This is a genomic window from Aerococcus urinae, from assembly GCF_001543175.1.
Lineage (GTDB): Bacteria > Bacillota > Bacilli > Lactobacillales > Aerococcaceae > Aerococcus > Aerococcus urinae.
The window spans coordinates 628,520-655,409 of sequence record NZ_CP014161.1 but is presented as its reverse complement, the minus strand read 5'-3'; the positions used below and the strand labels follow the sequence as shown (position 1 = coordinate 655,409).

The following is a 26,890-nucleotide window of genomic DNA, read 5'->3' as shown; positions in this document are numbered from 1 at the left end:
ATAGCTATCCAATTGATTGAAGCACTTTTCTTGTTTAGAGACTGGTCAATGAGTCCCTATTAATATTTAAAACAAACGCTCTTCTTTCTCTTGACGATATTGGTTCTCAACTTTATTGGAAGCTCCTGACTCTAATTGGTCAACCGCTTGACTAATAGTTTGATGGGCCTTTTTATAATCGAAAGTTTGATTAAAGTAATAAGAAGATTTTTCGATGGCTTGATTCAGTTCAGGATGGTTGGCCCGGTAGCGGTTAGCATATTGAACGGTTTGTTCGGTCAATAAGGCTTGGTCAATCATATTTTCTGTTTCTAAATCCAGGCGCTCAATCGCCTCAGAAACTTCGTTGACGAGTTGGTCAATTTCATCCATATCCAATTTAACCCGGTTCATTTTACGTTCCAATTCGCCTACTTTATCTTCAGTAGCAAAATACCGATCTAGATAAGGATCAGGGAGACCAGGTAAGTGGTATTGGTTAACCCGGCGTTTCATGTTACGCATATCTAAGTCAAAGCTGTATAACATGTCACGGGCATCGCGTTCTTTTTGCCGGAGATTGGCTAAAGACCCCACAATATGGGATTGGGCCTTATCAATTTCATTAAGCTGTTCATATTTTTCTTTATAAACGCTCTGCATATCGGTATAGGCAATGACGTGGGCTCCCAGGCGTTGGTTAACGGTATCCACCTCTTCATGGATGCGATCAATTTGATCGGCGTAGTCCTGTAACTTGCCCAGTTCATTATCATGGAGCAGATAGTTTTGTGACACCCGGTCAATTTCTAGTGACCCATAGCGATTACTTTGGCGGACTTGGTTAATTCTTTGCTCAAGGTTACCTTGATTTTTCTCAATATATTCCTTAGCTCGTAATTCAACTTCCATTAATTCATAGCTGCGGTCAATTTGAGTTTCCGTTGCACTCATTAAGGAAGAGGTTTCACTTAAATCGCATTCAGCTAAGGCGGCATAGCATTGCTCGATACCCTTTTCTACCTGTTGAATTTCTTCGTCAACTCGCACACCAGAAGGGAATTGGAAGTCCATATCTAGCATTTGCGAATAGCCTGATTTCAAGTCTTCAAGTTGTTCTTCGTATTCATTATCAATCTTATCCAATAGCTTAGGAATTTCTTCCATCATCGCTTCTAAGGCTTCAATACCTTCCTTGGTTTGGTCTAAAACATCATGAGCTGCTAAGTAGTCGGCATCACTCATTAAGGTATTGTATTTGGTAAAGTCCAATTCAATATAAGAAAGATGCTTTTCCAAAGTTTCTTGTGAATCCCCGTAGGCATAACCATGGGCAAGGAGTTGTTTTCTTATTTTAGCATAGCGGTCATTGACCTCTTGAAAATAAGCTTCATTTTTTGACTCACTAGCTAAGAGTTCTTCTAAGGATTGATTAATATTTTGAACATCTTGCAAAGTATCATAAATCAACTTTTCAGTTTCTTCGGCCGTTTTTCGAGACTTAATCAGCGAAAATTTATCAGCATCTGCCTGGGCCTGCACCAGTGCCGCTTCAATTTCAGGCAACTTATACTGTTTAATGGTTTGCCACTTAGCTTGTTCAGCCTCAAATAGTCGGCGTGTATTACCACTCACATTTTTATTCCGGATAGTGTAGAGTTTATCTGCAACAGGAATGGCCATGATCTCCTGTTTCTTCTCATCAAGTTCTAGGTTGGTTTTGCTTTGCTTGCGACCTAAGTAGTAGAGTAGGCCATAGCCAATCAAAATAATCACAATGATGATGATTAGAGCAATTATAAATCCCACTGTCTTCCCCCCTCTATTGCTAAAAAGACGCTTTTGTACCTAATAATAAACATTATACGCTAAAGTTGGGACTTAGTCCACACTAGCCTCAGGGCAATGAGCAAAGTATTGACCAAGAAAGGCTTACTGCCGGTAAACAATAAAAGTCTGTTACAAAAACTGTAACAGACTTTTTTAAAAGCGGATTAAACTTGGTTGTAGTATTCAACAACAAGTGATTCGTCAATTTCTTGGTTCATTTCATCGCGTTCTGGTAAGCGTGATAATGAGCCTTCAAGTTTATCAGCATCAAATTCAACATAAGGAACGTGACCGTATAAACCTTCAACAGAGTCTTTAATCACTTGTAAGTCCTTAGATTTTTCACGAACGCCGATAACTTGTCCAACTTCAACAATGTAAGAAGGAATGTCAACACGGTTACCATCAACAGTGATATGTCCGTGGGAAACTAATTGACGTGCTTGACGACGGGTAGAAGCTAAACCTAAACGGTAAACCATGTTGTCTAAACGTTGTTCTAAAAGGGTCATGAAGTTAGTACCTACAGTACCTTCTTTAACCTTTTCAGCACGGTTGTATAGGTTATGGAATTGTTTTTCAGTTAAACCATAGATAAAACGTAATTTTTGTTTTTCTTGTAATTGAAGACCGTATTCAGATAAGCTCTTACGACGTTGGTTAGGTCCATGTTGACCAGGAGCGTAAGGGCGACGGGCTAATTCTTTACCAGTTCCGGATAAGGAAATCCCATAACGACGTGATTTCTTCCAGCTTGGTCCTGTATAACGTGACATAAATTGTTTCCTCCATTTTTTAAATAATTAGTTTGGAGTAAAATAATTATGGAATTGATCGCATTCGTGTAGTTCATCCAAGGCTTTCCCCTATGCAGCCGCAGGTACTCACTACACCATTCGTGGGCGAACTATTGACGAGCTTGCTTCAACTCTGCTGCATTATTTTACACAACCACTAGTGTACTAAATATCTAGCTTGCTGTCAATTTATTTACCGATATTTTTCTGATACTTCTTCCTAAGCAGACTTATTGAAGTTTTGCAATAAAGTCCAGCGTAGCTTGGGCGCTTTGACGACCCACTTTTTCAATAAACTCTTCAAAAGTTATATTAGCATCATGGTTAGCGGTATCTGAGATGGCCCGGATAATGACAAAAGGAATCTTAAAACGATAAGCTACTTGCCCTATCGCCGTGCCTTCCATCTCGGTACACAGGGCCCCTGGGAAGTGCTTTTGAATCCATCTAACCTTGTCTTGGCTAGCAATAAAGGAATCCCCAGAAACAATCGGACCAACTTTAATATTAGCTTGGCTAGCATGTTCAGAATAATACTGATAAAAAGCTGAACGCCATTGAGGGTCGGTTGGGTAGTTAACCGGCATCCCATCCACTTGGCCTAAAACATTATCAAACGCAGTCGCATCGACATCATTGTAGATGGCATATTCCGCCAAGACAATATCCCCAATCTTTAAACTAGGATCAATCGCTCCAGCTGAACCGGTATTAATAATCACATCCGGGTCTTCCAGAGCAACGACAGTCGTAGCTAAGGCAGCATTGACCTTGCCGACTCCGGATTGGGCGATCACTAAGTCCTTGCCTTGGTAGCTACCTAGCCAATAGGTCATATCAGCGATTGTCTTTTCCTCTAAATGATCAATGGTTTCAATATAATAATTCACTTCCCGGCTCAAAGCCGCGATAATAGCAATTTTCATTCTTCTCTCCTATACAAAAAATGCAATAGCTGTCACGATAATGATAGCTACAATTAAAATAACAATTCCCCAATTAAGGAAGCGGTCAATTGGAGGCCTTTGGTGAAGTCTGCCTTTCTTATCATCTGGGTCCGCTTCCTCAAGTTTCCCAGACTGGCTAGCTGCTTTAGCCGCTTCCAGGTCTGCGTCAGCCTCTTGACTGGCGGATGAGCTAGCTTGGCTCTCATCAGCTTCTGATTCAGCGGGCTTCTCTGGGGCAACTGGGCTAGTTTCATTATCTATTTCTTCTTGGTCATCAGAGTCGTCCTCTTGTTTGAAGAGGCGCCGCCAGATATTCTTGTGGTTGTTCTTTTCCCGAGCTTTCCGATAAGAACGTCGGGTAATTAAAGGATCCTTTTGCTTCATAAGACCTACTTCTTTTCACCTCGTAATCTATCAATTTCCCACTGCTTGACGGCATAAATCGTCTTCATATCACAAATATCGCCATTTTCAATAGCCGCTTGCGCTTCTTCAAAGCTTAATTGAAACACTTCAATATGCTCATCGGCGTCTTGAGCCTTAGGATGAGCGACTTTAGCTAAAGTTGAAGCCTGGTAGACTTGTAAATATTCATCTAAATAGCCAGGTGAGACATAAAATTTATCCAGGGCCTGCCAATTTTCAGCTTGAAAGGCGGTTTCCTCTTCGAGTTCACGCTTGGCAGCAGTTAAGAGGTCTTCTCCAGGATCGACTAAGCCGGCAGGAATTTCTAAAATTGCCTTTTCAATGGCCTTACGGTATTGCTTGACCAGTAATAATTTGCCATCATTAATCGCTAAAATTGCTACAGCCGGAGCATGGTGGATGATCTCGCGATTAGCTTTTTCCTTGTTCTGTAATTCCACCACGTGCTTTTCAACTTCAATCAAACTGCCTTGGTAAATGGTTTTTTTATTGAGTGTTTTTTCACCGAATTCCATGAGGCTACCCCTTTTCTATGAAATTAAATTCTGTTTTATTGTAACAAAAATCTATAGGAATAGGTAAAGCTCTCAATTTCTTAAGCAGAACTTACATATTATTTGTTAAAAGCGTCTTTTTCAACTAGAATATAAACAGACAAAAATAAAGGAGGTAATCACTATGGGTTGGATTTGGTCCCTCATTGTTGGTGGTGTACTTGGTGCAATCGCTGGTGCCATCATTGGTAGAGACGTTCCCGGTGGAGTGATTGGAAATGTTATTGCAGGTATTCTCGGTTCCTGGCTAGGCGGAAAATTAATGTCTGGCTTCGGTCCAGAAATCGGCGGTTTTTACATTATTCCTACCCTACTAGGTGCCATTATTATTTTGCTCATCTATTACTGGCTCGCTAAGAAGCTAGGCTAATAAATTATCAATCAAAAAGGCCCTGACTCACTTGATTTTGAAAAATCAGCGAGTCAGGGCTTTTCTCAATTTTCTTAATGGTTGCTATTTATCAGCGCTTAAAGCCGCCATAGTGACATAGTTATAAGGTTGGTTATAGTGAGGCAAGAAGAAAATGTCCAGGAGTTGTAATTTATCCATGGTTAATTCTTCTTGGATTGCTAAGGAGAACATGTGGATTAATTGGTGCATATCGTAATGAGAAGCTAATTGAGCACCGACGATCCGGTTTCCTTCTTCAGTATAAACAATCCGAATTTTTACTTTTTCATTCTTTTCTTCTGGCATAAAGCCTGGTAATTGTAAGTCTTCATAGTCAACATATTTCACTGGAATATCGGCCTTTTTGGCAGCCTTAACGCTTAAACCGGTGGAAACTAATTTCAAGTCAAAGATTTCAATCCCGTTTGAGCCTTGGACACCAGCGCCATCAATGGCAGTCCCTGCAGCATTGTGAGCACCAACGATACCAGCACGCACCGCATTACTTGCTAAAGCGATATAGGTGGTATCTTGCAAAGCATTGGAATAGTTGGTTGCACAGTCGCCTACAGCATAAACATCAGGATCAGAGGTTTGGAAACCGCGGTTAACTAAATAAGCGCCATTGCCAAAACGTTCCAAGTGATCTTCACCAAGGTTTGAATTGGGTCTAAAGCCGATACAGTTAATCACAGCATCCACTTCATATTGGCCTTTATCGGTTTTTAGTCCAGTGACCCGTCCATTTTCACCTAAATATTCTTGGGCGAATTCACCGTAATGGGTCTCAATCCCATTTTCTTTCAGGTTTTCATCCATTAATTGGGAGAACTCTTTGTCATAGTAGGAAGCCAAACAAGTATCTTCAGCATCGAATAATAATACATTCTTCCCACGACGCCTTGCTGCTTCAGCAATTTCTACCCCAATATAACCGGCACCAATTACGGCTATAGTATCGACACCTTCCTTGCTGAGTTCTTGGTCAACCGCTTGTCCTTCTTGGAAGAGTTTTAAGAAGTGGATCCCGTCTAAGTCTTTACCTGGTAAGTTAGGAGCAATTGGTGCAGAGCCTTCCGCAAGAATTAACTTGTCATAAGCTTCTTCAATTGCTTGCCCATCTTTTGTTTTGGCATACACGACTTTCTTGTCAAAATCAACCTTTTCGACATTGGTTTCCAAAGAAATTTTAGCACCTTTAGCTTCAAAATCTTCTGGTTTAGTATAGAAAAGTCCTTCATAGCCATCAATTTGACGACCTACCCATAAAGCTGTCCCACAACCCAAGTAACTCAAGTTGGAATTCCGGTCAAGCATGACTAATTCATTGCCTTCGCCATAATTATCTAAGATCGTGTTTGCTGCTGCAATCCCAGCATGGTTTGTACCAACAATTACAAATTTCATTTCGCTACCTCCTAAATTTTGTACTATTTTCTACATGTTTATTATATCACGAAGTCATGTAAGCGCTATTTATTTTGGTAAAATGACGTGAAATCAAGGTAAAAAGACACAATTTGTATTTATATTCACGAAGTAGATACAATTATTGTATATTTTATTAGTGGTTTACCTTTTTACTTCCCTTTTTTGTTTTTATTTACTCCTGCTTCATGAATTAGGCAAGCAAAAAAGCTATCCCAAAGCGGACAAAAATCCGATTGGGATAGCTTATCAATTTATTGAACGTTGACGGCTTGAGGGCCTCTTTGCCCCCAGGCAATTTCAAAAGCTAAAAGATCATTTACTAGCATTTTTTCATAATTGGCCGCTTCTAAGGCCGTCCGGTGGATAAAGACCTCTTTTTCAAAATAAGGATGAAGGACTTGGATAAATCCATAGCCGCGTTTTTCATCGTATGACTTTAAAATTCCTTGGTACATAACTAATCTTCCTCTTTAACTAGGGCTTCAGGGAAGTGGTTCAGCACGATTTCGGCACAACGTTGGCAAAGGTTTTCTGCTTCTTCAACACTACCAACAGAAGGATAGACGCCCCGGCAACGTTCACAGACCTTACCTTCAGCTGGAACAATAGTGATGGCATAGTCTTCATAATCTGTAGCTTGGTCATCAGCTTCTTGGTAGTCCTTAACATCTAATTGAGAAACAATCAGATAGGTTTTTAGGTCTTCTCCGATGCTTTCTAAGAATTGACGACTATCTTCCTTAGCATAAACAATGACCTTGGCTTCTAAAGACTTACCGATCACTTTTTCGTTACGGGCGCTTTCTAAGCTATGGTTAACATCATTTCTAAAGTTGAAGAATTTTTCCCATTTTGCTTTTAAGTCTTCAGCATTACTATAGTTTTCTACTTCAGGGAAGTCTGCTAATTGGACATAGTCTTCAGCTTCACCCATGTAGGACCAAATTTCTTCCGTGGTATGGGGAATAATTGGTGTCAGTAAAATAGTCATTTTCTTCAATACTTCGTACATTACCGTTTGCATGTTGCGACGTTTAGGATCATCGGCTAAGAGAATATAAGTAACATCCTTGGAATAATCCAAATAGAAACTAGACATGACTTGGGTGAGGAAATTAATGATTTCTTGGTAAATACTGTTGAAATCATAGTGATTGTAGTAGTCAATGACATGGTCAACTAATTCATTAAGTAGGACCAAGATATATTGATCAATACTGTCAAGTTCCTCATAAGCAACATAATTTTCCTTGGCATCGAAGTCAAAGAGATTTCCTAAGGTAAAGCGCAAGGTATTCCGGATCTTCCGATAAGACTCAGCCACTTGCCCCAGAATATCATCAGAAATGCGGACATCATAGCGGGAATCTACTGAAGCCACCCAGAGGCGCAAAATATCTGCCCCACGTTGGTCACAGACATCATTAGGAGAGACGGTGTTTCCTAATGACTTACTCATTTTACGTCCTTCCCCATCGTTAACAAAACCTTGGGAAACGACTTCCTTATAAGGCGCATGGTCATTAACGGCAACAGAAGTTAAGAGACTAGAGTTAAACCAACCACGGTATTGGTCAGACCCTTCCAGATACATATCTGCTGGATAGGAAAGTTCATCTCGAGTTTGTAAAACCCCAGCCCATGATGAGCCTGAGTCAAACCAAACGTCCATAATGTCGTTTTCCTTAGTGAATTCGCCATTTGGAGAGTGTTCATTTTCATAGCATTCAGGGAGTAAGTCTTTGGCTTCTTTTTCAAACCAAATATTTGACCCATGTTCTTCGAAGAGCTTAGCCACATGGTCGATCGTTTCTTCGCTAATGATTGGTGTGCCGTCTTCTCCATAGAAAATAGGTAGTGGAACTCCCCAAACCCTTTGTCTAGAGATGACCCAGTCACCCCGGTCACGAATCATGTTATAGATCCGGTGTTGACCAGAAGGATGCCACCAAGTCACTTCATTATTGATAACATCTAGGGTCTTTTCACGTATTTTATCTACTGAACAGAACCATTGAGGGAGGGCTCTAAAAATAACTGGTTTCTTGGTCCGCCAGTCATGGGGATAACTATGGACAAAGTATTCTACCTTTAATAAAGTGCCATTTTTAGTCATTTTATCAATGACTAAGTCGTTCCCTTCTTCGTAGAAGATCCCTTCTAAACCTTCTGCTTCTTCAGTAAAGCAGCCTTGGTCATCCACAGGGGATAAGACATCTAAGCCATATTTAACCCCGACATAGTAGTCATCTTCCCCATGACCAGGCGCCGTATGAACTAAACCAGTACCTGATTCAGTGGTCACATGGTCCCCCAGGATGAGTAGTAATTCGCGGTCATAGAATGGGTGGTTGGCCTTCATTAATTCCAGATCTTGACCTAAGACTCTATCTTCAACTTGATAATCGGTCCACTGGAATTTTTCTGCTAAACTTTCTAGCAATTCGCTAGCAACGACATAGTGATGACCATTGACTGCCACTAAACTGTATTCGATTTGTGGATGAACTGCAATAGCTTCACTAGCAGGCAAGGTCCATGGTGTGGTGGTCCAGATAATAAATTCAGTATCCTCTGGTAATTTGCCCTTAGTATCCTTGGCCTTGAAGGCAGCATAGATACTTGGGGTTTCCACGTCCTTATATTCAATTTCCGCCTCAGCTAGGGTTGATTCACTTGAAGGTGACCAATATACCGGTTTATTTCCCCGATAAATTAAGCCCTTCTTAGCCATTTCACCAAAAACACGGATTTCTTGGGCCTCAAACTTTTTAGTATAGGTAATATAAGGGTCTTCCCAATCCCCTTGGCCACCTAAGCGTTTAAAGTCTTGGCGTTGGCTATCGATTTGCTGGCTCGCGTAATCTTGACAGATCTGACGAAATTCAGCTGTGGACATTGACTTACGGTCTACTCCTGAATTAGTCACCGCTTGTTCAATCGGTAAGCCATGAGTATCCCAGCCAGGCACATAGGGACTATAATAGCCCTGCATGTTTTTAGAACGGACAATGATATCCTTGGTAATCTTATTTAAAGCATGACCAATATGAATATTTCCATTGGCATAGGGAGGGCCATCATGGAGAACAAAGGGTTTATTGTCCTTATTTTGGCTCAAACGTTTTTCATAAACCTGATTTTCTTCCCATTCTTTTTGACGTTCGGGTTCTTTTTTGGGTAAATTTCCCCGCATAGGAAACTTCGTTTTTCCTAAGTTTAAAGTATCTTTCATTTTCATATATCAATTGCTTCCTCTCATTAAAATAAAAAACACACCGCCCAAAGGGACGATGTGTGCTCGTGGTACCACCCAATTTTACAGATAAAGTTCTGCCTTAAAGTCTTAACGCAACTAACGGCCCAGCTTACTCTACATGTTCAGCTAAACAGGTCAACAGATGATAATCTAAGGCCTTAATCATCTATCTCGCACCCCACATAGACTCGCTCAGATTAAAGTACCTTAAACCGTGTTCTGTTGTAAATCTTATTGCAATCAATTATACGCAAGAAATGCTAAATTTTCAACTTCAAAATAGCGCCCATTTGCTTTGTTCTAATTATCGCTATCCAGTTTCTCCGCTTCTTCATCAAATAGTTTTTGTGCCTCCTCAGGCATTTGGGCTGGTTGGTCTCCAGAAGCTTGGTCAAAAAATTCTTTTTGCGCTTGTTTATGCTTAGCCTCATCCAAAGCTTCTTGGTAGAGTTGGTCAGCTTCCTGGTTGCGTACCTGGAAGTTCTCCCCAGCTAGGACTTCGTCCAATACCGGCGTCTCAACTTTTTCTTCTTCTTGATCTGCAAAGAGTTCCTGCCATTGCGGATCATCTAAAACTTCTTTTGCATTATTAATCAAGCCTTGCATTTGGAAGATGTAGTAGCGCGACATTTCCCTGAGCCGTGATTTCTCTTTAACAATGGTATTGGCTTTATCCGCTGCTGTTTGTAGGAGTTTTTGGGCTTCCGATTCGGCTTTTTGAATAATAAGATCAGCCTCATTCAAGCTATCCGCCCGCACCCGGTCAGCGGCTTGTTGGGCAACTACTATAGACCGATTCACTGAGGCTTCTCGTTCACGATATTCATCGAGCTGGTTATTGACATCGTATAATTCTTGTTGCAAATATTGGTTATTGGTCTCCAAATTATCCATGACCATGGAAAGCTCTTTGAGATAAGCATCGACCTCTTTTTTATCATAACCCCGCATTTTGCTATTAAATTTTTTTTCTCTCACTTGTTTAGCTTGCATCGAAAGTAACCTCCTAGCGATTTTCTAAACGACTTAATTGTACCCGATACTTGCCCTTTTTGCTGACCTTAAGCACCTTGTCTAAGCGCAGCCGACCACGATGTCTAAGCGATAAAATATCTCCTTCAGTCACTGTTTGAGCACTATTGGTTAAGGGCATCCAATTGTATTTCACTAAGCCAGCTTCAATGGCTGATTTTACCTTTGACCGCGACAAGTTAAAGCCCTCGCTTAAAACCAAGTCCATGCGAAAAGAAGCTAGTGATCTTTCCAAAGGCTGCCAAGGATCTTCCACTTGGATACGATCAGCAAAATCAACGGCTTCTAATTTAACACTGACTTTTCCAATACGCTGAATTTGGCTATTTACAAAGTCAATGAGAGAAGCATCAATAAAAAATTGCCAGTCTAAGTCAGAGTGAATAATATCGCCAATTCGATTTCTTTGTAAACCTTGTCCCAGTAAAGTCCCTAAGACCTGGCGATGTTCAATATGGTTGAACTTGGCGGCGTAATTAATCTGAATCAGGCTAATGTTAAAATCACTATCATTGATCTCCTCATAGCGAGGAGCAATGATCATCCGGCGCATTTCAGCTTGAGGATAACCGCCAAAATCTTTAACCTTTAGGTCTTCATCCTTACCAATGATGGAATAAACAATGGCCTGCTCTCTAGGATCCAAAAAGTGGCTTAAAAAGGGTTGAAAGGATGAAGCCACTCGGTTTTTCCAATTAATCACCTGGTCAACAAAATCCGCCTCACTTGACAAGAAATGCATCAAAATCGAATCGGTCATCTCAAATAACAGTCCTTCTAGCGTAAAACATTTAAGCCACTAATGGCTAATTCTAAGACTAAGATGGCTACAATAGGGCTAAAACTAATACCGCCGATCGGTGGGATTATCCGTTCGAACCAGTCAATATAGGGTCTGACGATCCGGTCCAATAATTGGCCCAAGCGACTTTGTCTTGCGCCTGGCAACCAGGATAAAAGTGCCCAAACGATGATAACAGAAATATATATTTGCAATACATTTTGAATAAAATTAATCATTAACATTCCTACCTTTTTGGCTAGTCTTTGAAGAAAGCTGACCCTACGCGAATAAAGCTGGCCCCTTCTTTAATGGCAAGTGGATAGTCTTGGCTCATTCCCATGCTAAGCTCGGTGCAAGGAGCGTGCATCCATTGCTGGTCAGCAACTTGGTCACGCAAGCTTGCCAATTGGCTAAAAATTTCTTGAACTTCTGAGTCACTGGCGGCACTCGGAGCCATGGTCATCAGACCAACTACCTTGATTTTCTTATATTCAGCTAATTGTTCGATGAAGGGAAGGGTCTCTTCCTTTGTTAGACCATGTTTGGAAGTTTCTCCAGATATATTCACTTCAACAAAACATTTAATCGCTTTAGCCGCCCGCTTGTCGATCTCTTTAGCTATCTTTATACGGTCTAAGGCATGGTAATAGTCGATTTCATTAATAACCTCTTTGACCTTCCGTGACTGCAAGGGCCCGATTAAATGCCAAATCACATCATCCGGCATAGCTGCTTTTTTAGCTAATAAGCCTTGGACATAATTTTCTGCAAAGTGACGGATGCCACAATGGTATACTGCCATGGCCTCTTCAGGACTATGATATTTAGAAACGCAAATCAGCGTGACCTTGTTTGAAGAACACGCTGATTGCTTAGTATCCTCTATGATACCTTCAATTTGTTTTACATTCGCTTGAATCGTCATGATCTTAACGACGACGCTTTCTAAAGAATGGTGGTGTGTCTAACTCATCATCTTCACTAACGTTATCAGTAAAGCGGTTGTCTTGTTGGTAGCGTGGGTCTTGACCACCATAATTACGTCCTGAATCATTCCAAGGTTCTTGGCTTACTTGTCCTTGGCGACTTTGGAAAGCTTGGTTATTAGGAACTTGTTTTTCTTCAAAGTATTCGGGACGATTGCCTAAATTTCTGGCTTGTCCTTGGTTTTGGAAAGCTTGATCTTGATAATTTGGTGTAGGTTGGCTAACCGGACGTTGCTTTTTTGCCTTACGTTGTTTTTCTTGACGACGTTCAGGATCAATCCCGGTAGCAATAACAGTTACCACAACCTCGTCATCTAAACGATCATTAATGGTGGTACCAAAAATGATGTTTACTTCGCTAGAAGAAGCCGCGCCAACAATTTCAGCAGCATCTTGGGCCTCAAATAAGGTTAAGTCTTCCCCACCAGAAATATTCAAGAGAATTTGTTCAGCACCATCAATGGAGACTTCCAATAATGGTGAAGAAATGGCCTTCTTGGTTGCTTCAGCCGTACGGTTTTCCCCGCTAGCGGTACCAATGCCCATTAAGGCTGTTCCTTGGTCTTGCATCACAGTACGCACGTCAGCAAAGTCCAAGTTCACATAACCTGGTGAAGTAATCAGGTCAGAAATTCCTTGCACCCCTTGGCGTAAAACATTGTCAGCTTCACCAAAAGCTTCTCGCATTGGAGTTTTCTTGTCAACGATTTCTAATAAACGGTTGTTTGAAATGGTCACTAAGGTATCCACATATTCTTTCATATTAGCAATACCTTCTGCAGCTGCACGACCACGTTTAGGACCTTCAAAGGTGAATGGACGGGTAACTACCCCAACAGTTAAGGCACCTAAGTCTTCCTTAGCAATACGTGCAACAATTGGAGCAGCACCAGTACCGGTACCACCACCCATACCAGCGGTAATAAAGATTAAATCAGCACCTTCTAAGGCTTCGCGAATTTGGTCTTCACTTTCTTCAGCGGCTTTTTGCCCTACTTCTGGTTGGGCACCAGCACCAAGGCCACGAGTCACTTTAGGACCTAAGTGAATCTTTGCATCTGCTTTAGAGTTAGCCAAGGCTTGGGTATCAGTATTAGCAACAATAAATTCAACACCCTTAACACCTTCATCGATCATGCGGTTAACAGCATTGTTACCCCCACCACCAACACCAATGACCTTGATGTTAGCGTTATTGTTGTATTCTGCAGTATTATCAAATTCTAAATCCATAGTTAATCCTCCTATTTATAAGCAATTCCCTCTTAACTAAACATATCATCAAAAACTTGACGTATTTTTTGTAAGAATCCTTCATCTTCTTGGTTGTCATCTTGATACTCTTGACCAGCATCTTCAGCTGTTGCATAAACATCACGCTCATCATTCGTTACAGAATCCTTATAAGTTGGTTCATCCACAACTGCCTCTTGATGAAGGGCTTGATTGGAAGCTTGGTAACTTGGTTTACTTTGATTACTGTTTACAGAATGGGTCTTTCCTTGAGCAACATGATAAATATCTGGTAGCTTAGCTGCATAAGCCACAACGCCATATGCTGTGGTAAAGCTTGGATTTCTTAGGCCAACTTGTTCAGGAATATAGAACCTAACATCCGTGCCAAACATTTCCTCAGCCAAATCAACTAGACCTGGTAAGGAAGCGGCTCCTCCGGTGATCACAACTCCTCCAGGAAGTTCAAAGGCTTCCACTTGGTCTAGGGCTTTCTTTAGCGTTTCAATTATTTGTTGTAAACGTGCTTCAATAATTTCTGCAAGATACTGTTCATCAACACGAACAGGGTCTTTTTTCCCGATCGTTTCAACTGGGAAATATTCATCAGGACTGGTAACGTCTGATTTTGCGTAGCCATATTCTAATTTAATACGTTCAGCATTTTCTAAAGTCGTATTGAGTATGGTGGAAATATCTTTTGAAACATATTCTCCACCTTCTTGATCAACATAAGAGAATTTTAATTGACCTTCATGAATGACACTGGCTGTAGATTGCCCGCCACCCATGTCAATGATAATAGTTCCAAAATCGCGTTCATCTTCAGATAAAGCCACTTGACCATTGGCCAAGGGTTGAACAACGAGATCATCAACAATGAGACCAGCTTTATCGACACAACGTTTAATGTTGTGAATGATGGTTTTGGGACCGGTAATCATGCTGGCGTATAATTCTAAACGTACGCCAATCATACCACGTGGGTCGCGAATGCCATCAAAACCATCAACGATAAATTCTTCAGGAACAACTGAAATAATTTCTCTCTCCGGGGGTACAGCTCTCACTTTAGCTGCTGATAAGACATTGTAAACGTCCTTGTCGGTGATTTCTCGATTTTCTCCTGAAACGGCAATCATTCCGTAACAAGGTTCAATATTAATTTGATTACTTGGAACGCCGACAACCACTCGATCAATTTGTATGTTAGCTTTCTGTTCGGCTTGGTTTACTGCACTTCTAATCGCTTCGACGGTTTTATCAATATCAACAATTACTCCTCGGCTTAGGCCTTCAGAGCGTTGACTACCAACACCGATAATATTTAAACGTTGATTAACATTTTCGGCAACAACGACTTTGACGGAAGTGGTTCCAATGTCTAATCCTACATATGTTTTGGGTTGAACCATATGATTGAAACCTCCTATTTAATTCTATAAGTATTAGATATGACTATATCGCAATTAATTTTAACATAAATCCTATTAAGACGAAACGAATTTGTTAGTAATCGGCCTTTTTACTTCTATCACTTGGCCGGCAAATAGGGCTATTAATTGTTTTTAATCATTGTATAAGAGACAAGTCTTTTTTTTCAATCCAATTTAATAAATAAATTTTAAGAATTACTTGACCTAGTCTGAGTCACTGTTGATGACTGCTGGCTCGAATTAGTACCGGGTCTAGGGTTGGACTGACTACTAGTTTGCCTTTGTGAAGAAGTCACTTCCTCACTTACTCCGCTTTGCTCTCCTCTTGGCTTAGGTTTATCTCCTGGCTTAGACTCGCTGCTATGCTTATCAGCCTTTGCCTGCTTTTCTTTAGACTTTTCCTTTGCCTGGTCCACTTTTTCTTGGTAGGAAGCTTTTTCCTCCGGACTCACAAAAGGATCGTTTAGAGGAGTTTTTTCTTGGAAATAGCTACCGACTTCCATATTAATTACCCCGGTTTTCCCTTCTAATTCGCTAACGATTTGGTCGTAGTACTGCATCCGGTCAGCAATACTATCGATAAAACCTACCACGATATTGCCATCTTCCATTTTTAAAGCGATGTGGTTAGGATAATTATCATCGCTAATATTCACAACTTCATTAATCTTAGCCAGTAAGTCATCAGACAATTTGGAAAGTTGGTTGGCCAGATGAAGAAGTTCTTGGTCTTCAAAACCAGTAAATAAGGGAATATCCTGGTCAAGATAAGGAATAGCCCCATCAAGAATAATATGATTTTCCAAAACCGGGTAATAAAAATCTTGTTTCTTTACATAGCCAATGGCACGGAATTCTTGGACATTAACTTCAACCGTTCGATTTCCCTTAGCATTCAGCTGAACACTGCGGACACTGGGGAACAATTGTTTTAAGCGGTTATCCACCACCCCGGTTTTTGATTCAATCCCTAGATAGGTCATATTTTCCCGTAAGCCTGATCCATAGAGAATCTGCTCTTGAGGGACAATATTATTCCCACTTACTTCAATTGCAGCGATACGGTTAAGTGGTGAAAGCCAAAAAACACTAAAAATAATCATAAAAAGGAAAGCAGCAGCTAAAATCAATCGTGACCATGAGACTGATTTTAACTGCACTTTTTTGTTCTTTGACCGGGATAAATAGGTCCAATTGATATACTTTCTATGATTAAAAGTCTTTTTGTGCTTTTTCTCTTGATGCTTAGAGGGATCTTCGTCCTTAGTCTCTTCTTCATCTGGCAGGTCTTGTTGCTTATCTTTTTGCCCTAAATGTTCTTGTGGATGCGCTTGACTTTGTCCAGGGTCATCACTGGACTCATCGGCTTGGCCTTCTCTTGCAGCCAATTCTTCCTGCTTCTCGACCTCTTGACGCCGTTGACGAAAGCGTCGGGCTTCCTTATCCCAATCAACCATAATAACCTCCTTTAAAGCAGATCTTTAATGACTTGAATAATCCGATCACTAGCATCAGGGACACCTAAGTTTTTCGCTTGGTGGCTCATTTGGATGCGCTTTCCCGGATTAGCCATTAGTTCATCGATGGTTTGCATTAAACGTTTGGGGCTGAGGTCTTTTTCTAGGATCATTTTGGCGGCCTGATTGTTGACCAAGCTTTCAGCGTTATGTTGTTGGTGGTTATTGGTCACATTAGGACTAGGGATCAAGATACTCGGTGTACCGACTGCCGTCAGTTCGGTAAGCGTCGTTGCTCCGCTCCGACAAACGACTAAGTCTACCTTACGCATAAGTTCAGGCATATTATTGATATAAGGCAGGATCCTAACATTGGAAAAGTTCTTCATATTAGGGAAACGCGCCTGCCAATCCTCATAGTAAATATCTCCCGTAGCAATAATACTTTGATAGGACCGGTGTTGTAGTTCACCCACCATATCCAGAACTACCTCATTGATCCGTTGCGCCCCCCGGCTTCCGCCAAAGATAAGCACTGTCGGCAGGTCATTATCTAATTGAAAGCTTTCTAAATCGACTTGAGAAGTATCTCCAGCTAATTCTTGGGCCCTAGGGTTTCCCGTAAAGACCACCTTATTTTTGTGATGTTTAAAATCTTGCTTGACCTCAGGATAGCAAATACAAATTTTATCAACATAGCGACTGAGAAACTTATTGGTGACACCAGCAACACTATTTTGTTCATGAATAATCGTTGGAATTTTCATCTTAGCGGCTTGGTAAAGAACCGGTGCACAAACATAGCCACCTGTTCCAATCACCACATCTGGTTGGAAAGCTTTTAAATATTTTTTACATTGATGAATACTTTTGACCATATAGGCTAGAGTGCGCACATTGTCAAAGGAAAGTGAGCGTTTTAGCCCCTGGATTCTAATCGTCTGAAAGTCAATGCCCAAATCAGGAACAATTTTCCCTTCAAGACCCTTTTCTGTTCCAATATAGAGGAATTCCGCTTGGGGGTATTGCTTTAAAATTTCTTTCCTCAGTGCTAAGGCTGGATAAATATGCCCGCCTGTACCACCACCAGATAAAACGATTCGCATAGTAAAACTCCTTTTTAGCTTTCCTGTTTCTTTAATTCTGCTACTGCATCGATAAAGCGTTGACCACGCACTTCAAAATTAGGGTATTGGTCCCAAGAAGCACAGGCAGGGGATAAAAGAATCACATCTCCTGGCTGGCTTAAACGGTAAGCGGCTTGGGTCGCCTCTTCAATATTTTTAGCGACACTAATTTGAGAAATTCCTGCCTTATTAGCGAGATCGATAAATTTGTCCTGGGTTTCTCCCATAGCTACTAGGGCATGCACCTGACCTAGTTCTTCTAATAGTTCTTCCACACCATTTCCTCGATCCAAGCCACCAGCTATCCAAACCAAGGGCTCTTTAAAACTACGTAAGGCTGTGATGGATGCCTCATTATTGGTCGCCTTGGAATCATTATAAAAGCGCCGTCCAATGATTTGATCAACAAATTGAATCCGGTGCTTGACCCCATGGAATTGGGAACAAGCTGCTTGGATACTTGCATTGCTTACACCTAATAATTTAGCGATGGCAAGAGCGACTAAGGCATTCTGAACATTATGTTTACCAGGTAAGAAGAGGTCTTCTCGTTTTAAGACCGCCTCACTCCCCCACATTAGGGTCCCTTCTTTTTCATTATACCATGCCCCTTTTTCCAACTCACTTTCTATAGAAATCGGAATAATTTGGGCAGCACTTTCCTTAGCCTTTTGCCAAAGGATTTCTTGGTCATAGTTTAATAGTAAGTAATCGTCCGGTCCTTGGTTCTTAGTAATCCGCCATTTAGCAGCAAGGTAATTTTCAATACTTCCATGGTAGTCTAAGTGGGTGGGGTAGAGGTCAATAATGGCTGCAATATGGGGACGAAAAGTTTCAATTCCCATTAATTGAAAACTGGACAATTCCAAGACTAAGCGGTCTTGACGACTCAGTCCTTGGCTGGCGGTTAAGGCCGGAATGCCAATATTACCGGCTACTTCCGTTTTTCCGATCAATTCCTTAGCGCCTTGTAAGATCTCTCCCAATAAAGAGGTGGTGGTTGTCTTACCATTTGACCCGGTAATGCCAATGACCTCCGCTTGGTTAAACCAGGCTAGAAGTTCGATATCAGTATAAATCGGTAAATTCAACTCTTGGGCTCTTTGAACCATAGGATTGCTGTAAGGAATGCCAGGATTTTTGACCATAAAAGCAAAGTCCTCGTCTAGGAGTTCAATCGGATGATAGCCAGAAATAATACGAACATTATGCTCAATGAGATCTTGGGCGGCTTTATTCTCATCTAGGGGCTGTTTATCATTGACAGTCACAATCGCACCTTCGGCAGCGAGTTTCTTAACCACACTCAGACCCGTTTTGGCCAAACCTAAGACCAAAACCTTTTTATTCTTTACTGTTTGCTTACTAGATGTTTGCTCCATAATATACTCCTAAAAAATAAAAATTCCGATAACACTTAAAGCTGCAGCAATGCCCCATAAAACAAAGTCAATTTTCCATTCACTCCAACCTTCCATTTCAAAATGGTGGTGGATGGGGGTCATTTTAAAGATTCGCTTACCAGTCTTTTTGAAATAAGTGACTTGAATCATGACACTAGCCGTTTCCACGACGTAAATAAAACCGAAAACTAGTAAACTCCAAGGATTTCCAGTCATTAAGCTAATCACGGCAAGGCTAGCGCCAATTGCCAAAGAGCCAGCGTCGCCCATAAAGACTTTAGCGGTTTTCATATTAAAGATTAGAAAGCCAAATAAAGAAGCAATCAAGGCAACATTAAAAAGCGCCAGATCCATCTGTCCTTGTTTTAAAAAGATAATGAGATAGGCAGTTAAGCTAATAATCCCGTTACCACTGGCTAAACCGTCAATCCCATCGGTGAGGTTGAATGCATTTGAAAAGCCGGTAATCCAAAAGACCGCAAAAATAAAAACCACTAAAAAAGATGATGTACTAAAGCCAAAGGGAAGCGGTAAGGAAATGTTTAACCCCGAAAAATACATGGCCAGAATCAGAATGGCCGATGCCATAAGCTGGGATAGAAATTTTTGCTTCGATGTGAGACCTTCATTTTGTTTTTTGAAAATTTTCAAAAAGTCATCCACAAAACCGATTCCAGCAAAAAGAATCAAAGAAAGCATTAGAATAACTAAGGGAAGAGAAAAATACGAATGCCAAAGTTTGTGAATCGTCAAGGCCAGCAAACTAGCAAAGAGAAAAACTAAACCTCCCATAGTGGGGGTACCACTTTTTTGCTTGTGCCAGCTGGGGCCAATGGCTAAAATTTCCTGACCAAATTGTTTAGCATGCATCCATTGGATAAAGATTGGCATCAAGATAACCGTTATTAAAAAACTCAATATAAAGGTAAATAACATAAATGATTCTCCCGTTCTCATTATTGTAATTCTACAGTAAGCCCCTGGCCATCAGAAATTGGCCGGCCAGGCTCAATATTTTGACTGATCACTTTACCTTCACCATTCACTTTGAGATTAATTCCTAACAAACGTGCTAAGGTAATAGCTTCCGTCTTTTCTAAGCCAAGGAAGTTAGGCATTTCCACTTGCCCATTAGTTAAGAGATAAACACGATTATCTAAAGACCGTCTGGTACCCGCTTGTGGAAATTGTTCAATCACCTTATCCCCGTCACCAATCACCTCAACGTTGACAAAGCCATTTCCCTGCATGGTTTGCTGGCCACTTTGGATACTGCTGTTAACCACATTAGGCACTGCTGTTAAATGGGCTTGGTCGGATTGGTCTAACTTCCCATATTCCATCGCCCGTTTCATAAAGGGAACAAAGATTTCTGAAAGCTGTACCTGGGCCAACTTTCCTGCTGAAGGAGATGGTTTCTTTAGGGTTAAGTATAAAATATATTGGGGATGATCGGAAGGTGCAAAGCCGACAACTGAATGTAAATAATTCGATTCACCGGATAAGTAACGACCCGCTTTTTCGTCAAAAATTTCTGCTGTCCCAGTCTTAACCGCTAGGCGGGTACCTTCCACATCATAGATTTTACCAGTACCAGTTGGGGCATAGACGATGGACTCCAAGGCTTTCAGGGTTTTTTGAGCGGTTTCTTCAGAAATCGGTGAGGAAATCACTTCTGGTTTGACAACTTCAATACTGCCATCTTCTTTTTCTAGGCGGTCAATCACATGTAATTTCATCATCTTGCCACCGTTTCCTACTGCGGTATAGGCTTGCATTAGGGCCCAAGGCGTGACTTGAATCCCTTGTCCAAAAGCGGTATTGGCCTTTTGGAGTTCTTCATCATAATTCATCGAACCCGCTATTTCATCAGAAAAACCTGAATTAGGTTTCTGAGTTAAGCCAAACTCCACCATATACTTATGCCAGGTATCATAGCCCATGGCTTGAACCAATTTTACCACAAGCACGTTAGATGATTGGGATAATCCTTCTAACTGGGTAATCGTTCCCCAACCGACCTTATTCCAGTCACTAATGCGGATACCATCCACAATAATACTCCCCGATTGGTAGGTAGCATCAGGATCAAAAACCCCTTCTTCGATAGCAGCAGCAATGGTTAAAACCTTAATGACTGACCCGGGTTCAAAGGCTTCGCCAACCAAAAGATTGGTCCACATATCTTCAATCCCTTTGCGGGTTTGCATGTTAAAAGTCGGTCGTTGGCTGGCTGCGAGAACATTCCCAGTAGAAGGCTCAACCAACATAGCTGTCATCGATTCAGGATGGTAATTATCATAGATGTTAGACATCAAACCCTCTAAGTAGGTTTGTAAACGGGTATCGATGGTCGTGTAGACATCTAAGCCATCTTTAGCTTCACTGTTAGCCGCTTCATTATCATCACTATTGGCATCATTGACAGCGACTTGGTCATGGCCAGCCTGGTAATCTTTGATAGCATTTTTTCCTGCCAGATGGGAGTCTAAGCTCTTCTCTAAGCCTAATTGCCCCACGAGGCGACTATCCAGGGGATTTTCTGCTTCTTGAAATTGGGCATAACCAATCACGTGAGAGGCAAAGATTCCCGACGGATATAGGCGGGAAGGTTGGGGGTCAAAGTGGATCCCTTGCAGGTTTTCATTTTGAATTTCTTGCATTTTCGCATAGGAAAGGTTTTTCCCAGCTTGGCCAAATTCAATTTGGGTGGCGTTTTCCGTATTTAATTGTTTGAGAATGTCTTCTTTTGACATATCAATATGCTTACTTAAAACTTCTGCTGTGTGCTCTTTTTGATCATCAGGAACATGGATGGGTTCGGCGCCTTCATCGGCCCAAGCGGAGGTTAAAACCGCGTATAAATTATAAGAAGTAGCATCCGTAGCTATCGCGTTACCACCAACATCATAGATGGTTCCACGTTTAGCCAATTGAATACTACTTCTTCCATATTGTTGCTGTGCACTTGCTCTTAAGTCCACCCCATCAACTTCTCCACCCAGCATGATATAAGCCAGTCTCCCCACAAAGAGGACAAAGATAAAACTAACCAAGAGCATCATGATATGCAGAAATTGTAAACGGTTTTGCTTGCTATTTTGATGTTTCATTCGTGACATTCCTTATATTTTCTTCTTCTAGCTTCAAGCCGTTGTCCTTAGCATACTGCATAACTCTTTCATAACTAGATAGTTCATTAACTTCTTGTTGGAGATTGCCTTTTTCCGTTTTTAAGGCCTGGGTTTCTCTTTGCACATTTTGTAATTCTTGTCTTTTAGCGTCCACTGAAGAACGTGCATTAATCAGCCAAAAAATCGCCACCATTAAAAAGAGAATCATTCCTGCTGAAAGCAAAAAATCTTTTCCCGTAAAAAAAGTAGAGGTCTCCACATGATAGTGACCATTTAAAGATTTTGCTGAATGACTATAAGTGTGATCAATTTCCTCCTTAGGCAGGGCATATTGAAGTTTAGCTTTCTCTCTTTCAAGTGCTGGTGATGACACATTAACGACTCCTCTCAAATTACTCCGATACCCGTTCAATGGCACGTAACTTGGCGCTTTGTGCCCGTGAATTCTTATCTAATTCTTCCTGGCTGGGATAAATCGGCTTTTTATTTACTAGACGAAACTTAGCTTGGGGTAATTGGCTTTCCAATAAGGGCAACTGGCTAGGGAGATTATCCACAGTGCTGGCCTCTTTAAACATGACTTTGACAATTCGGTCTTCTAAAGACTGAAAGCTAATGGCAGCAATCCGCCCTTCAACCTTTATTAATTGCAAAGCCTGACTTAAGGAGCTTTCAATGGCTCCCAATTCATCATTGACTGCAATCCGGATGGCTTGAAAACTGCGTTTAGCTGGGTGACCACCCTTGCGGCGGGCTGGAGCGGGAATGGCTTCTTTGATAATTTCCACTAATTCAGCTGTCCGCGTAATAGTAGCCTTTTGGCGGTGGTTTTCGATATTACGAGCTATGGCCTTGGCAAATTTTTCCTCACCATAGCGTTTGAGGATGCGAACTAAATCGGCATAAGACCATTCATTAACCACTTCTTTAGCAGTCAGTGATTGACTTTGATCCATTCGCATATCTAAAGGAGCATCTTGCTTATAGGAAAAGCCCCGCTCTCTATCATCTAATTGCGGGGAAGACACACCTAAGTCATAAAGAATGCCGTCAACTTGCTTAACCCCTCTTTGGGCAAGCTCTTCTTCTATTTGAGCAAAATTGGCATGGATCAAAGTCAGTTGCCCCGCATCAATCGCATCAGCGAAGCGGTCCTTAGCATGGTTGATGGCCTGAATATCTTGGTCAAAAGCATAAAGACGGCCCTTGGTTGATAGTTTACTTAAGAGGTAGCTGGTATGACCGCCACCTCCCAAGGTGCAATCGACATAAGAACCATCTTCTTTAACATTTAAGGCATCAACCGTTTCTTTTAAAAGAACCGTAATATGATGAAATGTTTCAGACATAGGGGCCTCCTTCTCCTAAAGACCAAAATCAAACAGGTTTTCTGCAATATCTTCAAAATTATCTGAAAGCGACTCAGCTTCTGCTAGCCAGCGACCTTCATCCCAGATTTCTATCCGTTCACTGACGCCAATCACGCGACAGGACTTTTCTAAATGGGCAAAATCGATCAAGGTTTGGGGAATATTAATCCGCCCTTGCTTATCCAGTTCTACCTCTTGGGCAGCCGAGTAAAAAAAGCGGGTAAAGGCCCGGGCATCCTTCTTAGCTAAGGGAAGTTGTTTTAACTTTTCCTGGACCAGGTCCCAGGTAGCTTTCGGATAACCAAAAATACAGCCATCCAAGCCCCGGGTAATCACAAAACGCTCCCCTAAATCATCGCGTAATTTAGCGGGCATAATCAGGCGACCCTTGCTGTCGATATTATGTTTATATTCTCCCATTAACATAATTTTTCGCCTTTCTGTGCCCCTGGTCCACCTAGCTTACTAAGATAATATTAGTTTACCACAATCCTCCACAATCCTCCATTATTCCCCAAATATTTTTGAAATTTTACCACATCCCCCACTTTCCTAAAAAAGGGCAGAAAAAAAGCCCAACCTAGTAAGGAAAATGCCCTTTCTAGGCTGAGCTATTTGCTCTAGTATTTACGAAAAAGACCTATTTAATGATAACTTGGATAAAACGAACGATAAGCATAAGTAAGTAGGAAATAGAGGTCAGGACAAAGAGACGCTTGGAGAGTTTCCTAAAGAAACGAGTCCAGCGAAAAGCCCTCTCTCCTTTTTCCTCTTGGTACAAGCCCCAGAGCCCCAAAATCCCCAAAATAATAAAATACAGGGGAAGTAAGGAAAAATAAAAAATGGTTTCAGTTAAATAATGGAAGCATAGCCATAATATAGGATGCATGACATCAATAGGTAACAAGTGGATATGGCGTCCATCATTTAAATACTGACGAAAATAAAGGGCTAAAAATAAGGTTAAAAAAGGCAAGAGATAAATAATAATTTCTGTCCATGAAAACGACATGGGCTGACCTCCTTAAATAGTAATAAATGATCATAGTTGTTGAAGCTTATAAAGTATGTAAAATCACATGTATAGTCTAACCCAAAGGCAGAAAAAGCAAAAGTCCTTTCAGTAAAGCATGAAAACATCAAGCTAAAAGCCTTAATATAGAAATAAAAAAAAGAGATTAGAACCTAGGTCCCAACCTCTCACAACAGAATCATTATTCTGCATCTTCATTAGTAGACATCACATCTTGGCCATCGTAGTATCCACAACTTGGGCAGACATGATGTGACTTACGGTATTCACCACAATTTGGACAAGTAACCATTCCTGGAACTTCCAACTTGTAATGAGTACGGCGTTTGCGTTTTCTTTGTTTTGATGTTTTACGTTTTGGTACTGCCATCTCCATTACACCTCCTAATTAGTTTCAGATTATGATTCAGAAGTATCATCGCTCAATAGATCCTTCAACTTGGCAAAGCGAGGATCGATTTGATCCGATTTTTTTTCATCATTTTGAAATGAAGCTTCTGTCATTAAATTCCAATCGTCGCCAGATGGTAAATCTGTTGCTTCCAACTCATCAGGCGTCAATCGTTTAAGAGGGATATGTGTGATGATATTATCAACAATGGCCCTCCCCAAATCCACTGTATTATCCTCAAGTTCAATCACTAAGTTATCCTCGTCTTGGACGAGTTCACTTTGCCAACCTGATTCAATATAGCGTTCTCGAATTGGAAACTGCATTGCCACATCTACCGGTTCAAGAGACCGTGAAGATGGGAGCGTTATAGTTAAAGCTATTTCTAATTGAGCCAATACTGTATGATCGTCGTATATCAAATACCCTTGAACCTTTACTGGTGATAAGTCGAGGACTTCTGGATTTTTATTCATTAAATCAGCTTTAAGGTCCAAGGCTTGATCAACCTTTAAGGGATCTTGGGCTTTTATACGGAGTTCTTGAAAAGACCATTTCATCATTGACCACCATTAAGCAACAAGAAAAATTATACCGATTTTCAATCGCTTTGTCAATGTTATTTCCTTGACAATCTTTTTCTCTACTTGCTCCCTTTCCACTATTTTTTATAACATGATCGGAGGATGAGCGAAAAGCTGACTTCCTTTACTTTTCATAACTATGCGCTGATAGATTTCATCCACACGAATCCATAAAGGCCAGGCCTTACTTTCTTCCTTGCCTACACGGTTTATCATAGCATAAGAAGATGGATCTGTAATTTCTAAGCCTTTTAAATAATTTCTTCCCCTGGCATTAGTCCCTAACAGATAAAGCGGTTGGCGCTTCTTTAAATGATCCTGCATTTCCTGGTCAGAAACCCCTAAAAAAATCATCAAAAGCGCCCGTTGAATCCGGTATTTAGACCATTTTTTATTGGTAACCTGATTAAGAAAATCGGCATAGCAGGTCTCCTTCCGGGCGGCTTCGATTAAGTTTTTTTCAATGCCTTCGTAAACTTGATAATAGTCTGCCAGCTTTTGACGGGATTCAGATAAGATTTTATAACGCAATAAGGGGTACAAAGCTGACCAGGAACTGTCATAATTGACTAATTCAAGCTTTTCCACCATTGCCTTAGGCATCAGCCGGTCGAGCTGACGACAATCTATCTGATCTTCCAGTAATGCCTTTCTAATACTGGTACTGGAAGCATAATTAGCCCCTGGTCTCATATCATCGTCTCGGTGCTGACTTCCTTGTCGCTTGATTGCAGTTAGGGACATGGGCGTTTGATACTTAGCGTTGGCCTTGGCGTAAGAATAGGCTAATAAGACATTACTGTTATCAGTGAAATCGATCTTTAAATGCCTTAATTCAGGCACTTCCGCCACTAAATCAGCTAGGAGACTAATCGAGCTCTTGCCATAATTATTGGCATGAAAGGCTTCATTTTGCTGTTTCAAAGCCACAATTTCTTCATGGTCACTCACCCATTGAGCTAATTCTTGGTAAGGCGCAAAATCCTCTAACTCACTACCAAAAGCTAATTGCTGGCAGCCCAAGGCATGTAAGCAGCCCACCGCCCCTTTTGCAAAGAGGTCAGCTGGTTGGACAGCATACCAAAAGGGAAGTTCAACCACCAAGTCGCAGCCATTTTTCAAAGCAACTTCCGTTCGTTGCCACTTAGAAAGCAAGGCTGCTTGGCCCCTTTGTACATAATTGCCACTCATTATGGCAATGATAACTGTATTCGGTTGACGGCCCCTAAGTTCTTGAATCAGATAGGCATGACCATTATGAAAAGGATTCCATTCTACAATCATTCCACAGACAGACATGTTATTC

At 41.1% G+C, this 26,890-nt stretch carries 27 protein-coding genes; 1 reads left to right on the top strand and 26 read right to left on the bottom strand.

The genetic code is table 11. The annotated features are described in order from the left end of the window. Positions 1–66 precede the first annotated feature (66 nt). The 5 genes from AWM73_RS02915 to AWM73_RS02895 form a co-directional block, all read right to left on the bottom strand. Positions 67–1,788 (bottom strand): septation ring formation regulator EzrA, encoded by a 1,722-nt coding sequence (locus tag AWM73_RS02915; RefSeq protein ID WP_060778011.1) that lies wholly within the window; start codon positions 1,786–1,788, stop codon positions 67–69. 185 nt (positions 1,789–1,973) lie between these two features. Next, entirely contained in the window at positions 1,974–2,585 is a 612-nt protein-coding gene (gene rpsD / locus AWM73_RS02910; protein ID WP_060778010.1) for a 30S ribosomal protein S4, read from the bottom strand. 251 nt (positions 2,586–2,836) lie between these two features. Further along, entirely contained in the window at positions 2,837–3,532 is a 696-nt protein-coding gene (locus AWM73_RS02905; protein ID WP_060778009.1) for a 5'-methylthioadenosine/adenosylhomocysteine nucleosidase, read from the bottom strand. Between the two features lie 9 nt (positions 3,533–3,541). Further along, positions 3,542–3,937 carry a hypothetical protein gene (locus AWM73_RS02900; RefSeq protein WP_060778008.1) on the bottom strand — a complete coding sequence of 132 codons (396 nt, stop codon included), beginning with the start codon at positions 3,935–3,937 and terminating at the stop codon, positions 3,542–3,544. A 5-nt stretch (positions 3,938–3,942) separates the two neighbouring features. Beyond that, positions 3,943–4,494, bottom strand: a complete 552-nt coding sequence (locus AWM73_RS02895; RefSeq protein WP_060778007.1) for an NUDIX hydrolase — start codon at positions 4,492–4,494, stop codon at positions 3,943–3,945. 163 nt (positions 4,495–4,657) lie between these two features. Between AWM73_RS02895 and AWM73_RS02890 the strand changes: the two genes are divergently transcribed. Next, a complete protein-coding gene (locus tag AWM73_RS02890; protein WP_013669621.1) occupies positions 4,658–4,903 on the top strand; it encodes a GlsB/YeaQ/YmgE family stress response membrane protein in 246 nt (81 codons plus the stop codon). Positions 4,904–4,987: 84 nt separating this feature from the next. On the opposite strand, the gene nox is transcribed toward AWM73_RS02890, so the two are convergent. From nox to AWM73_RS02785, 21 genes are all read right to left on the bottom strand, one after another. Then, positions 4,988–6,331 (bottom strand): H2O-forming NADH oxidase, encoded by a 1,344-nt coding sequence (gene nox / locus AWM73_RS02885; RefSeq protein ID WP_060778006.1) that lies wholly within the window; start codon positions 6,329–6,331, stop codon positions 4,988–4,990. A 275-nt stretch (positions 6,332–6,606) separates the two neighbouring features. Next, complete coding sequence (locus AWM73_RS02880) at positions 6,607–6,810, bottom strand: cold-shock protein (RefSeq protein ID WP_060778005.1); 204 nt, start codon at positions 6,808–6,810, stop codon at positions 6,607–6,609. A gap of 2 nt (positions 6,811–6,812) precedes the next feature. Continuing rightward, positions 6,813–9,596, bottom strand: coding sequence for an isoleucine--tRNA ligase (gene ileS / locus AWM73_RS02875; protein ID WP_060778004.1), 2,784 nt, complete (start codon positions 9,594–9,596; stop codon positions 6,813–6,815). Positions 9,597–9,914: 318 nt separating this feature from the next. Then, the gene (locus AWM73_RS02870) at positions 9,915–10,607 is read right to left on the bottom strand and encodes a DivIVA domain-containing protein (RefSeq protein ID WP_060778003.1); all 693 of its coding nucleotides are present in this window, start codon (positions 10,605–10,607) and stop codon (positions 9,915–9,917) included. A gap of 13 nt (positions 10,608–10,620) precedes the next feature. Continuing rightward, a complete protein-coding gene (locus AWM73_RS02865; RefSeq protein ID WP_060778002.1) occupies positions 10,621–11,406 on the bottom strand; it encodes a YlmH family RNA-binding protein in 786 nt (261 codons plus the stop codon). 17 nt (positions 11,407–11,423) lie between these two features. Beyond that, on the bottom strand, positions 11,424–11,666 hold the full coding sequence (locus AWM73_RS02860) for a YggT family protein (protein WP_013669306.1): 243 nt from the start codon (positions 11,664–11,666) through the stop codon (positions 11,424–11,426). Positions 11,667–11,686: 20 nt separating this feature from the next. After that, positions 11,687–12,355: a YggS family pyridoxal phosphate-dependent enzyme gene (locus tag AWM73_RS02855; protein WP_060778001.1), complete on the bottom strand. Its 669-nt coding sequence runs from the start codon at positions 12,353–12,355 to the stop codon at positions 11,687–11,689. 4 nt (positions 12,356–12,359) lie between these two features. Next, the gene (gene ftsZ, locus AWM73_RS02850) at positions 12,360–13,649 is read right to left on the bottom strand and encodes a cell division protein FtsZ (RefSeq protein ID WP_060778000.1); all 1,290 of its coding nucleotides are present in this window, start codon (positions 13,647–13,649) and stop codon (positions 12,360–12,362) included. A 32-nt stretch (positions 13,650–13,681) separates the two neighbouring features. Further along, the gene (ftsA, locus tag AWM73_RS02845; RefSeq protein ID WP_060777999.1) at positions 13,682–15,064 is read right to left on the bottom strand and encodes a cell division protein FtsA; all 1,383 of its coding nucleotides are present in this window, start codon (positions 15,062–15,064) and stop codon (positions 13,682–13,684) included. 209 nt (positions 15,065–15,273) lie between these two features. Then, positions 15,274–16,542 carry a cell division protein FtsQ/DivIB gene (locus tag AWM73_RS02840; protein ID WP_060777998.1) on the bottom strand — a complete coding sequence of 423 codons (1,269 nt, stop codon included), beginning with the start codon at positions 16,540–16,542 and terminating at the stop codon, positions 15,274–15,276. A gap of 11 nt (positions 16,543–16,553) precedes the next feature. After that, positions 16,554–17,648 (bottom strand): undecaprenyldiphospho-muramoylpentapeptide beta-N-acetylglucosaminyltransferase, encoded by a 1,095-nt coding sequence (gene murG, locus AWM73_RS02835; protein ID WP_060777997.1) that lies wholly within the window; start codon positions 17,646–17,648, stop codon positions 16,554–16,556. A gap of 14 nt (positions 17,649–17,662) precedes the next feature. Further along, positions 17,663–19,051: a UDP-N-acetylmuramoyl-L-alanine--D-glutamate ligase gene (murD, locus tag AWM73_RS02830; protein ID WP_060777996.1), complete on the bottom strand. Its 1,389-nt coding sequence runs from the start codon at positions 19,049–19,051 to the stop codon at positions 17,663–17,665. A gap of 9 nt (positions 19,052–19,060) precedes the next feature. After that, positions 19,061–20,008 (bottom strand): phospho-N-acetylmuramoyl-pentapeptide-transferase, encoded by a 948-nt coding sequence (gene mraY, locus AWM73_RS02825; protein WP_060777995.1) that lies wholly within the window; start codon positions 20,006–20,008, stop codon positions 19,061–19,063. Positions 20,009–20,028: 20 nt separating this feature from the next. Next, positions 20,029–22,185, bottom strand: a complete 2,157-nt coding sequence (locus AWM73_RS02820) for a penicillin-binding protein (protein WP_060777994.1) — start codon at positions 22,183–22,185, stop codon at positions 20,029–20,031. Continuing rightward, a complete protein-coding gene (ftsL, locus tag AWM73_RS02815) occupies positions 22,169–22,579 on the bottom strand; it encodes a cell division protein FtsL (protein ID WP_060777993.1) in 411 nt (136 codons plus the stop codon). The genes AWM73_RS02820 and ftsL overlap by 17 nt, the downstream gene beginning before the upstream one ends. 19 nt (positions 22,580–22,598) lie before the next feature. Then, positions 22,599–23,555 (bottom strand): 16S rRNA (cytosine(1402)-N(4))-methyltransferase RsmH, encoded by a 957-nt coding sequence (rsmH, locus tag AWM73_RS02810; RefSeq protein ID WP_060777992.1) that lies wholly within the window; start codon positions 23,553–23,555, stop codon positions 22,599–22,601. A gap of 15 nt (positions 23,556–23,570) precedes the next feature. Beyond that, the gene (mraZ, locus tag AWM73_RS02805; protein WP_060777991.1) at positions 23,571–24,002 is read right to left on the bottom strand and encodes a division/cell wall cluster transcriptional repressor MraZ; all 432 of its coding nucleotides are present in this window, start codon (positions 24,000–24,002) and stop codon (positions 23,571–23,573) included. Positions 24,003–24,216: 214 nt separating this feature from the next. After that, positions 24,217–24,588 carry a DUF3397 domain-containing protein gene (locus tag AWM73_RS02800; RefSeq protein WP_060777990.1) on the bottom strand — a complete coding sequence of 124 codons (372 nt, stop codon included), beginning with the start codon at positions 24,586–24,588 and terminating at the stop codon, positions 24,217–24,219. A gap of 202 nt (positions 24,589–24,790) precedes the next feature. Beyond that, a complete protein-coding gene (gene rpmF, locus AWM73_RS02795; RefSeq protein WP_060779051.1) occupies positions 24,791–24,979 on the bottom strand; it encodes a 50S ribosomal protein L32 in 189 nt (62 codons plus the stop codon). A gap of 29 nt (positions 24,980–25,008) precedes the next feature. After that, positions 25,009–25,560, bottom strand: coding sequence for a YceD family protein (locus AWM73_RS02790; protein WP_060777989.1), 552 nt, complete (start codon positions 25,558–25,560; stop codon positions 25,009–25,011). Between the two features lie 108 nt (positions 25,561–25,668). Then, entirely contained in the window at positions 25,669–26,883 is a 1,215-nt protein-coding gene (locus tag AWM73_RS02785; protein ID WP_060777988.1) for a tRNA(Met) cytidine acetate ligase, read from the bottom strand. Between the last annotated feature and the right edge of the window lie 7 nt (positions 26,884–26,890).

Coding starts and splice junctions, on each gene's coding strand:
- rpsD (WP_060778010.1), bottom strand. CDS start 2,585: ATGTCACGTTATACAGGACCAAGCTGGAAGAAATCACGTCGTTATGGG.
- AWM73_RS02905 (WP_060778009.1), bottom strand. CDS start 3,532: ATGAAAATTGCTATTATCGCGGCTTTGAGCCGGGAAGTGAATTATTAT.
- AWM73_RS02900 (WP_060778008.1), bottom strand. CDS start 3,937: ATGAAGCAAAAGGATCCTTTAATTACCCGACGTTCTTATCGGAAAGCT.
- AWM73_RS02895 (WP_060778007.1), bottom strand. CDS start 4,494: ATGGAATTCGGTGAAAAAACACTCAATAAAAAAACCATTTACCAAGGC.
- AWM73_RS02890 (WP_013669621.1), top strand. CDS start 4,658: ATGGGTTGGATTTGGTCCCTCATTGTTGGTGGTGTACTTGGTGCAATC.
- nox (WP_060778006.1), bottom strand. CDS start 6,331: ATGAAATTTGTAATTGTTGGTACAAACCATGCTGGGATTGCAGCAGCA.
- AWM73_RS02880 (WP_060778005.1), bottom strand. CDS start 6,810: ATGTACCAAGGAATTTTAAAGTCATACGATGAAAAACGCGGCTATGGA.
- ileS (WP_060778004.1), bottom strand. CDS start 9,596: ATGAAAATGAAAGATACTTTAAACTTAGGAAAAACGAAGTTTCCTATG.
- AWM73_RS02870 (WP_060778003.1), bottom strand. CDS start 10,607: ATGCAAGCTAAACAAGTGAGAGAAAAAAAATTTAATAGCAAAATGCGG.
- AWM73_RS02865 (WP_060778002.1), bottom strand. CDS start 11,406: ATGACCGATTCGATTTTGATGCATTTCTTGTCAAGTGAGGCGGATTTT.
- AWM73_RS02860 (WP_013669306.1), bottom strand. CDS start 11,666: ATGATTAATTTTATTCAAAATGTATTGCAAATATATATTTCTGTTATC.
- AWM73_RS02855 (WP_060778001.1), bottom strand. CDS start 12,355: ATGACGATTCAAGCGAATGTAAAACAAATTGAAGGTATCATAGAGGAT.
- ftsZ (WP_060778000.1), bottom strand. CDS start 13,649: ATGGATTTAGAATTTGATAATACTGCAGAATACAACAATAACGCTAAC.
- ftsA (WP_060777999.1), bottom strand. CDS start 15,064: ATGGTTCAACCCAAAACATATGTAGGATTAGACATTGGAACCACTTCC.
- AWM73_RS02840 (WP_060777998.1), bottom strand. CDS start 16,542: ATGGTTGATTGGGATAAGGAAGCCCGACGCTTTCGTCAACGGCGTCAA.
- murG (WP_060777997.1), bottom strand. CDS start 17,648: ATGCGAATCGTTTTATCTGGTGGTGGTACAGGCGGGCATATTTATCCA.
- murD (WP_060777996.1), bottom strand. CDS start 19,051: ATGGAGCAAACATCTAGTAAGCAAACAGTAAAGAATAAAAAGGTTTTG.
- mraY (WP_060777995.1), bottom strand. CDS start 20,008: ATGTTATTTACCTTTATATTGAGTTTTTTAATAACGGTTATCTTGATG.
- AWM73_RS02820 (WP_060777994.1), bottom strand. CDS start 22,185: ATGAAACATCAAAATAGCAAGCAAAACCGTTTACAATTTCTGCATATC.
- rsmH (WP_060777992.1), bottom strand. CDS start 23,555: ATGTCTGAAACATTTCATCATATTACGGTTCTTTTAAAAGAAACGGTT.
- mraZ (WP_060777991.1), bottom strand. CDS start 24,002: ATGTTAATGGGAGAATATAAACATAATATCGACAGCAAGGGTCGCCTG.
- AWM73_RS02800 (WP_060777990.1), bottom strand. CDS start 24,588: ATGTCGTTTTCATGGACAGAAATTATTATTTATCTCTTGCCTTTTTTA.
- rpmF (WP_060779051.1), bottom strand. CDS start 24,979: ATGGCAGTACCAAAACGTAAAACATCAAAACAAAGAAAACGCAAACGC.
- AWM73_RS02790 (WP_060777989.1), bottom strand. CDS start 25,560: ATGAAATGGTCTTTTCAAGAACTCCGTATAAAAGCCCAAGATCCCTTA.
- AWM73_RS02785 (WP_060777988.1), bottom strand. CDS start 26,883: ATGTCTGTCTGTGGAATGATTGTAGAATGGAATCCTTTTCATAATGGT.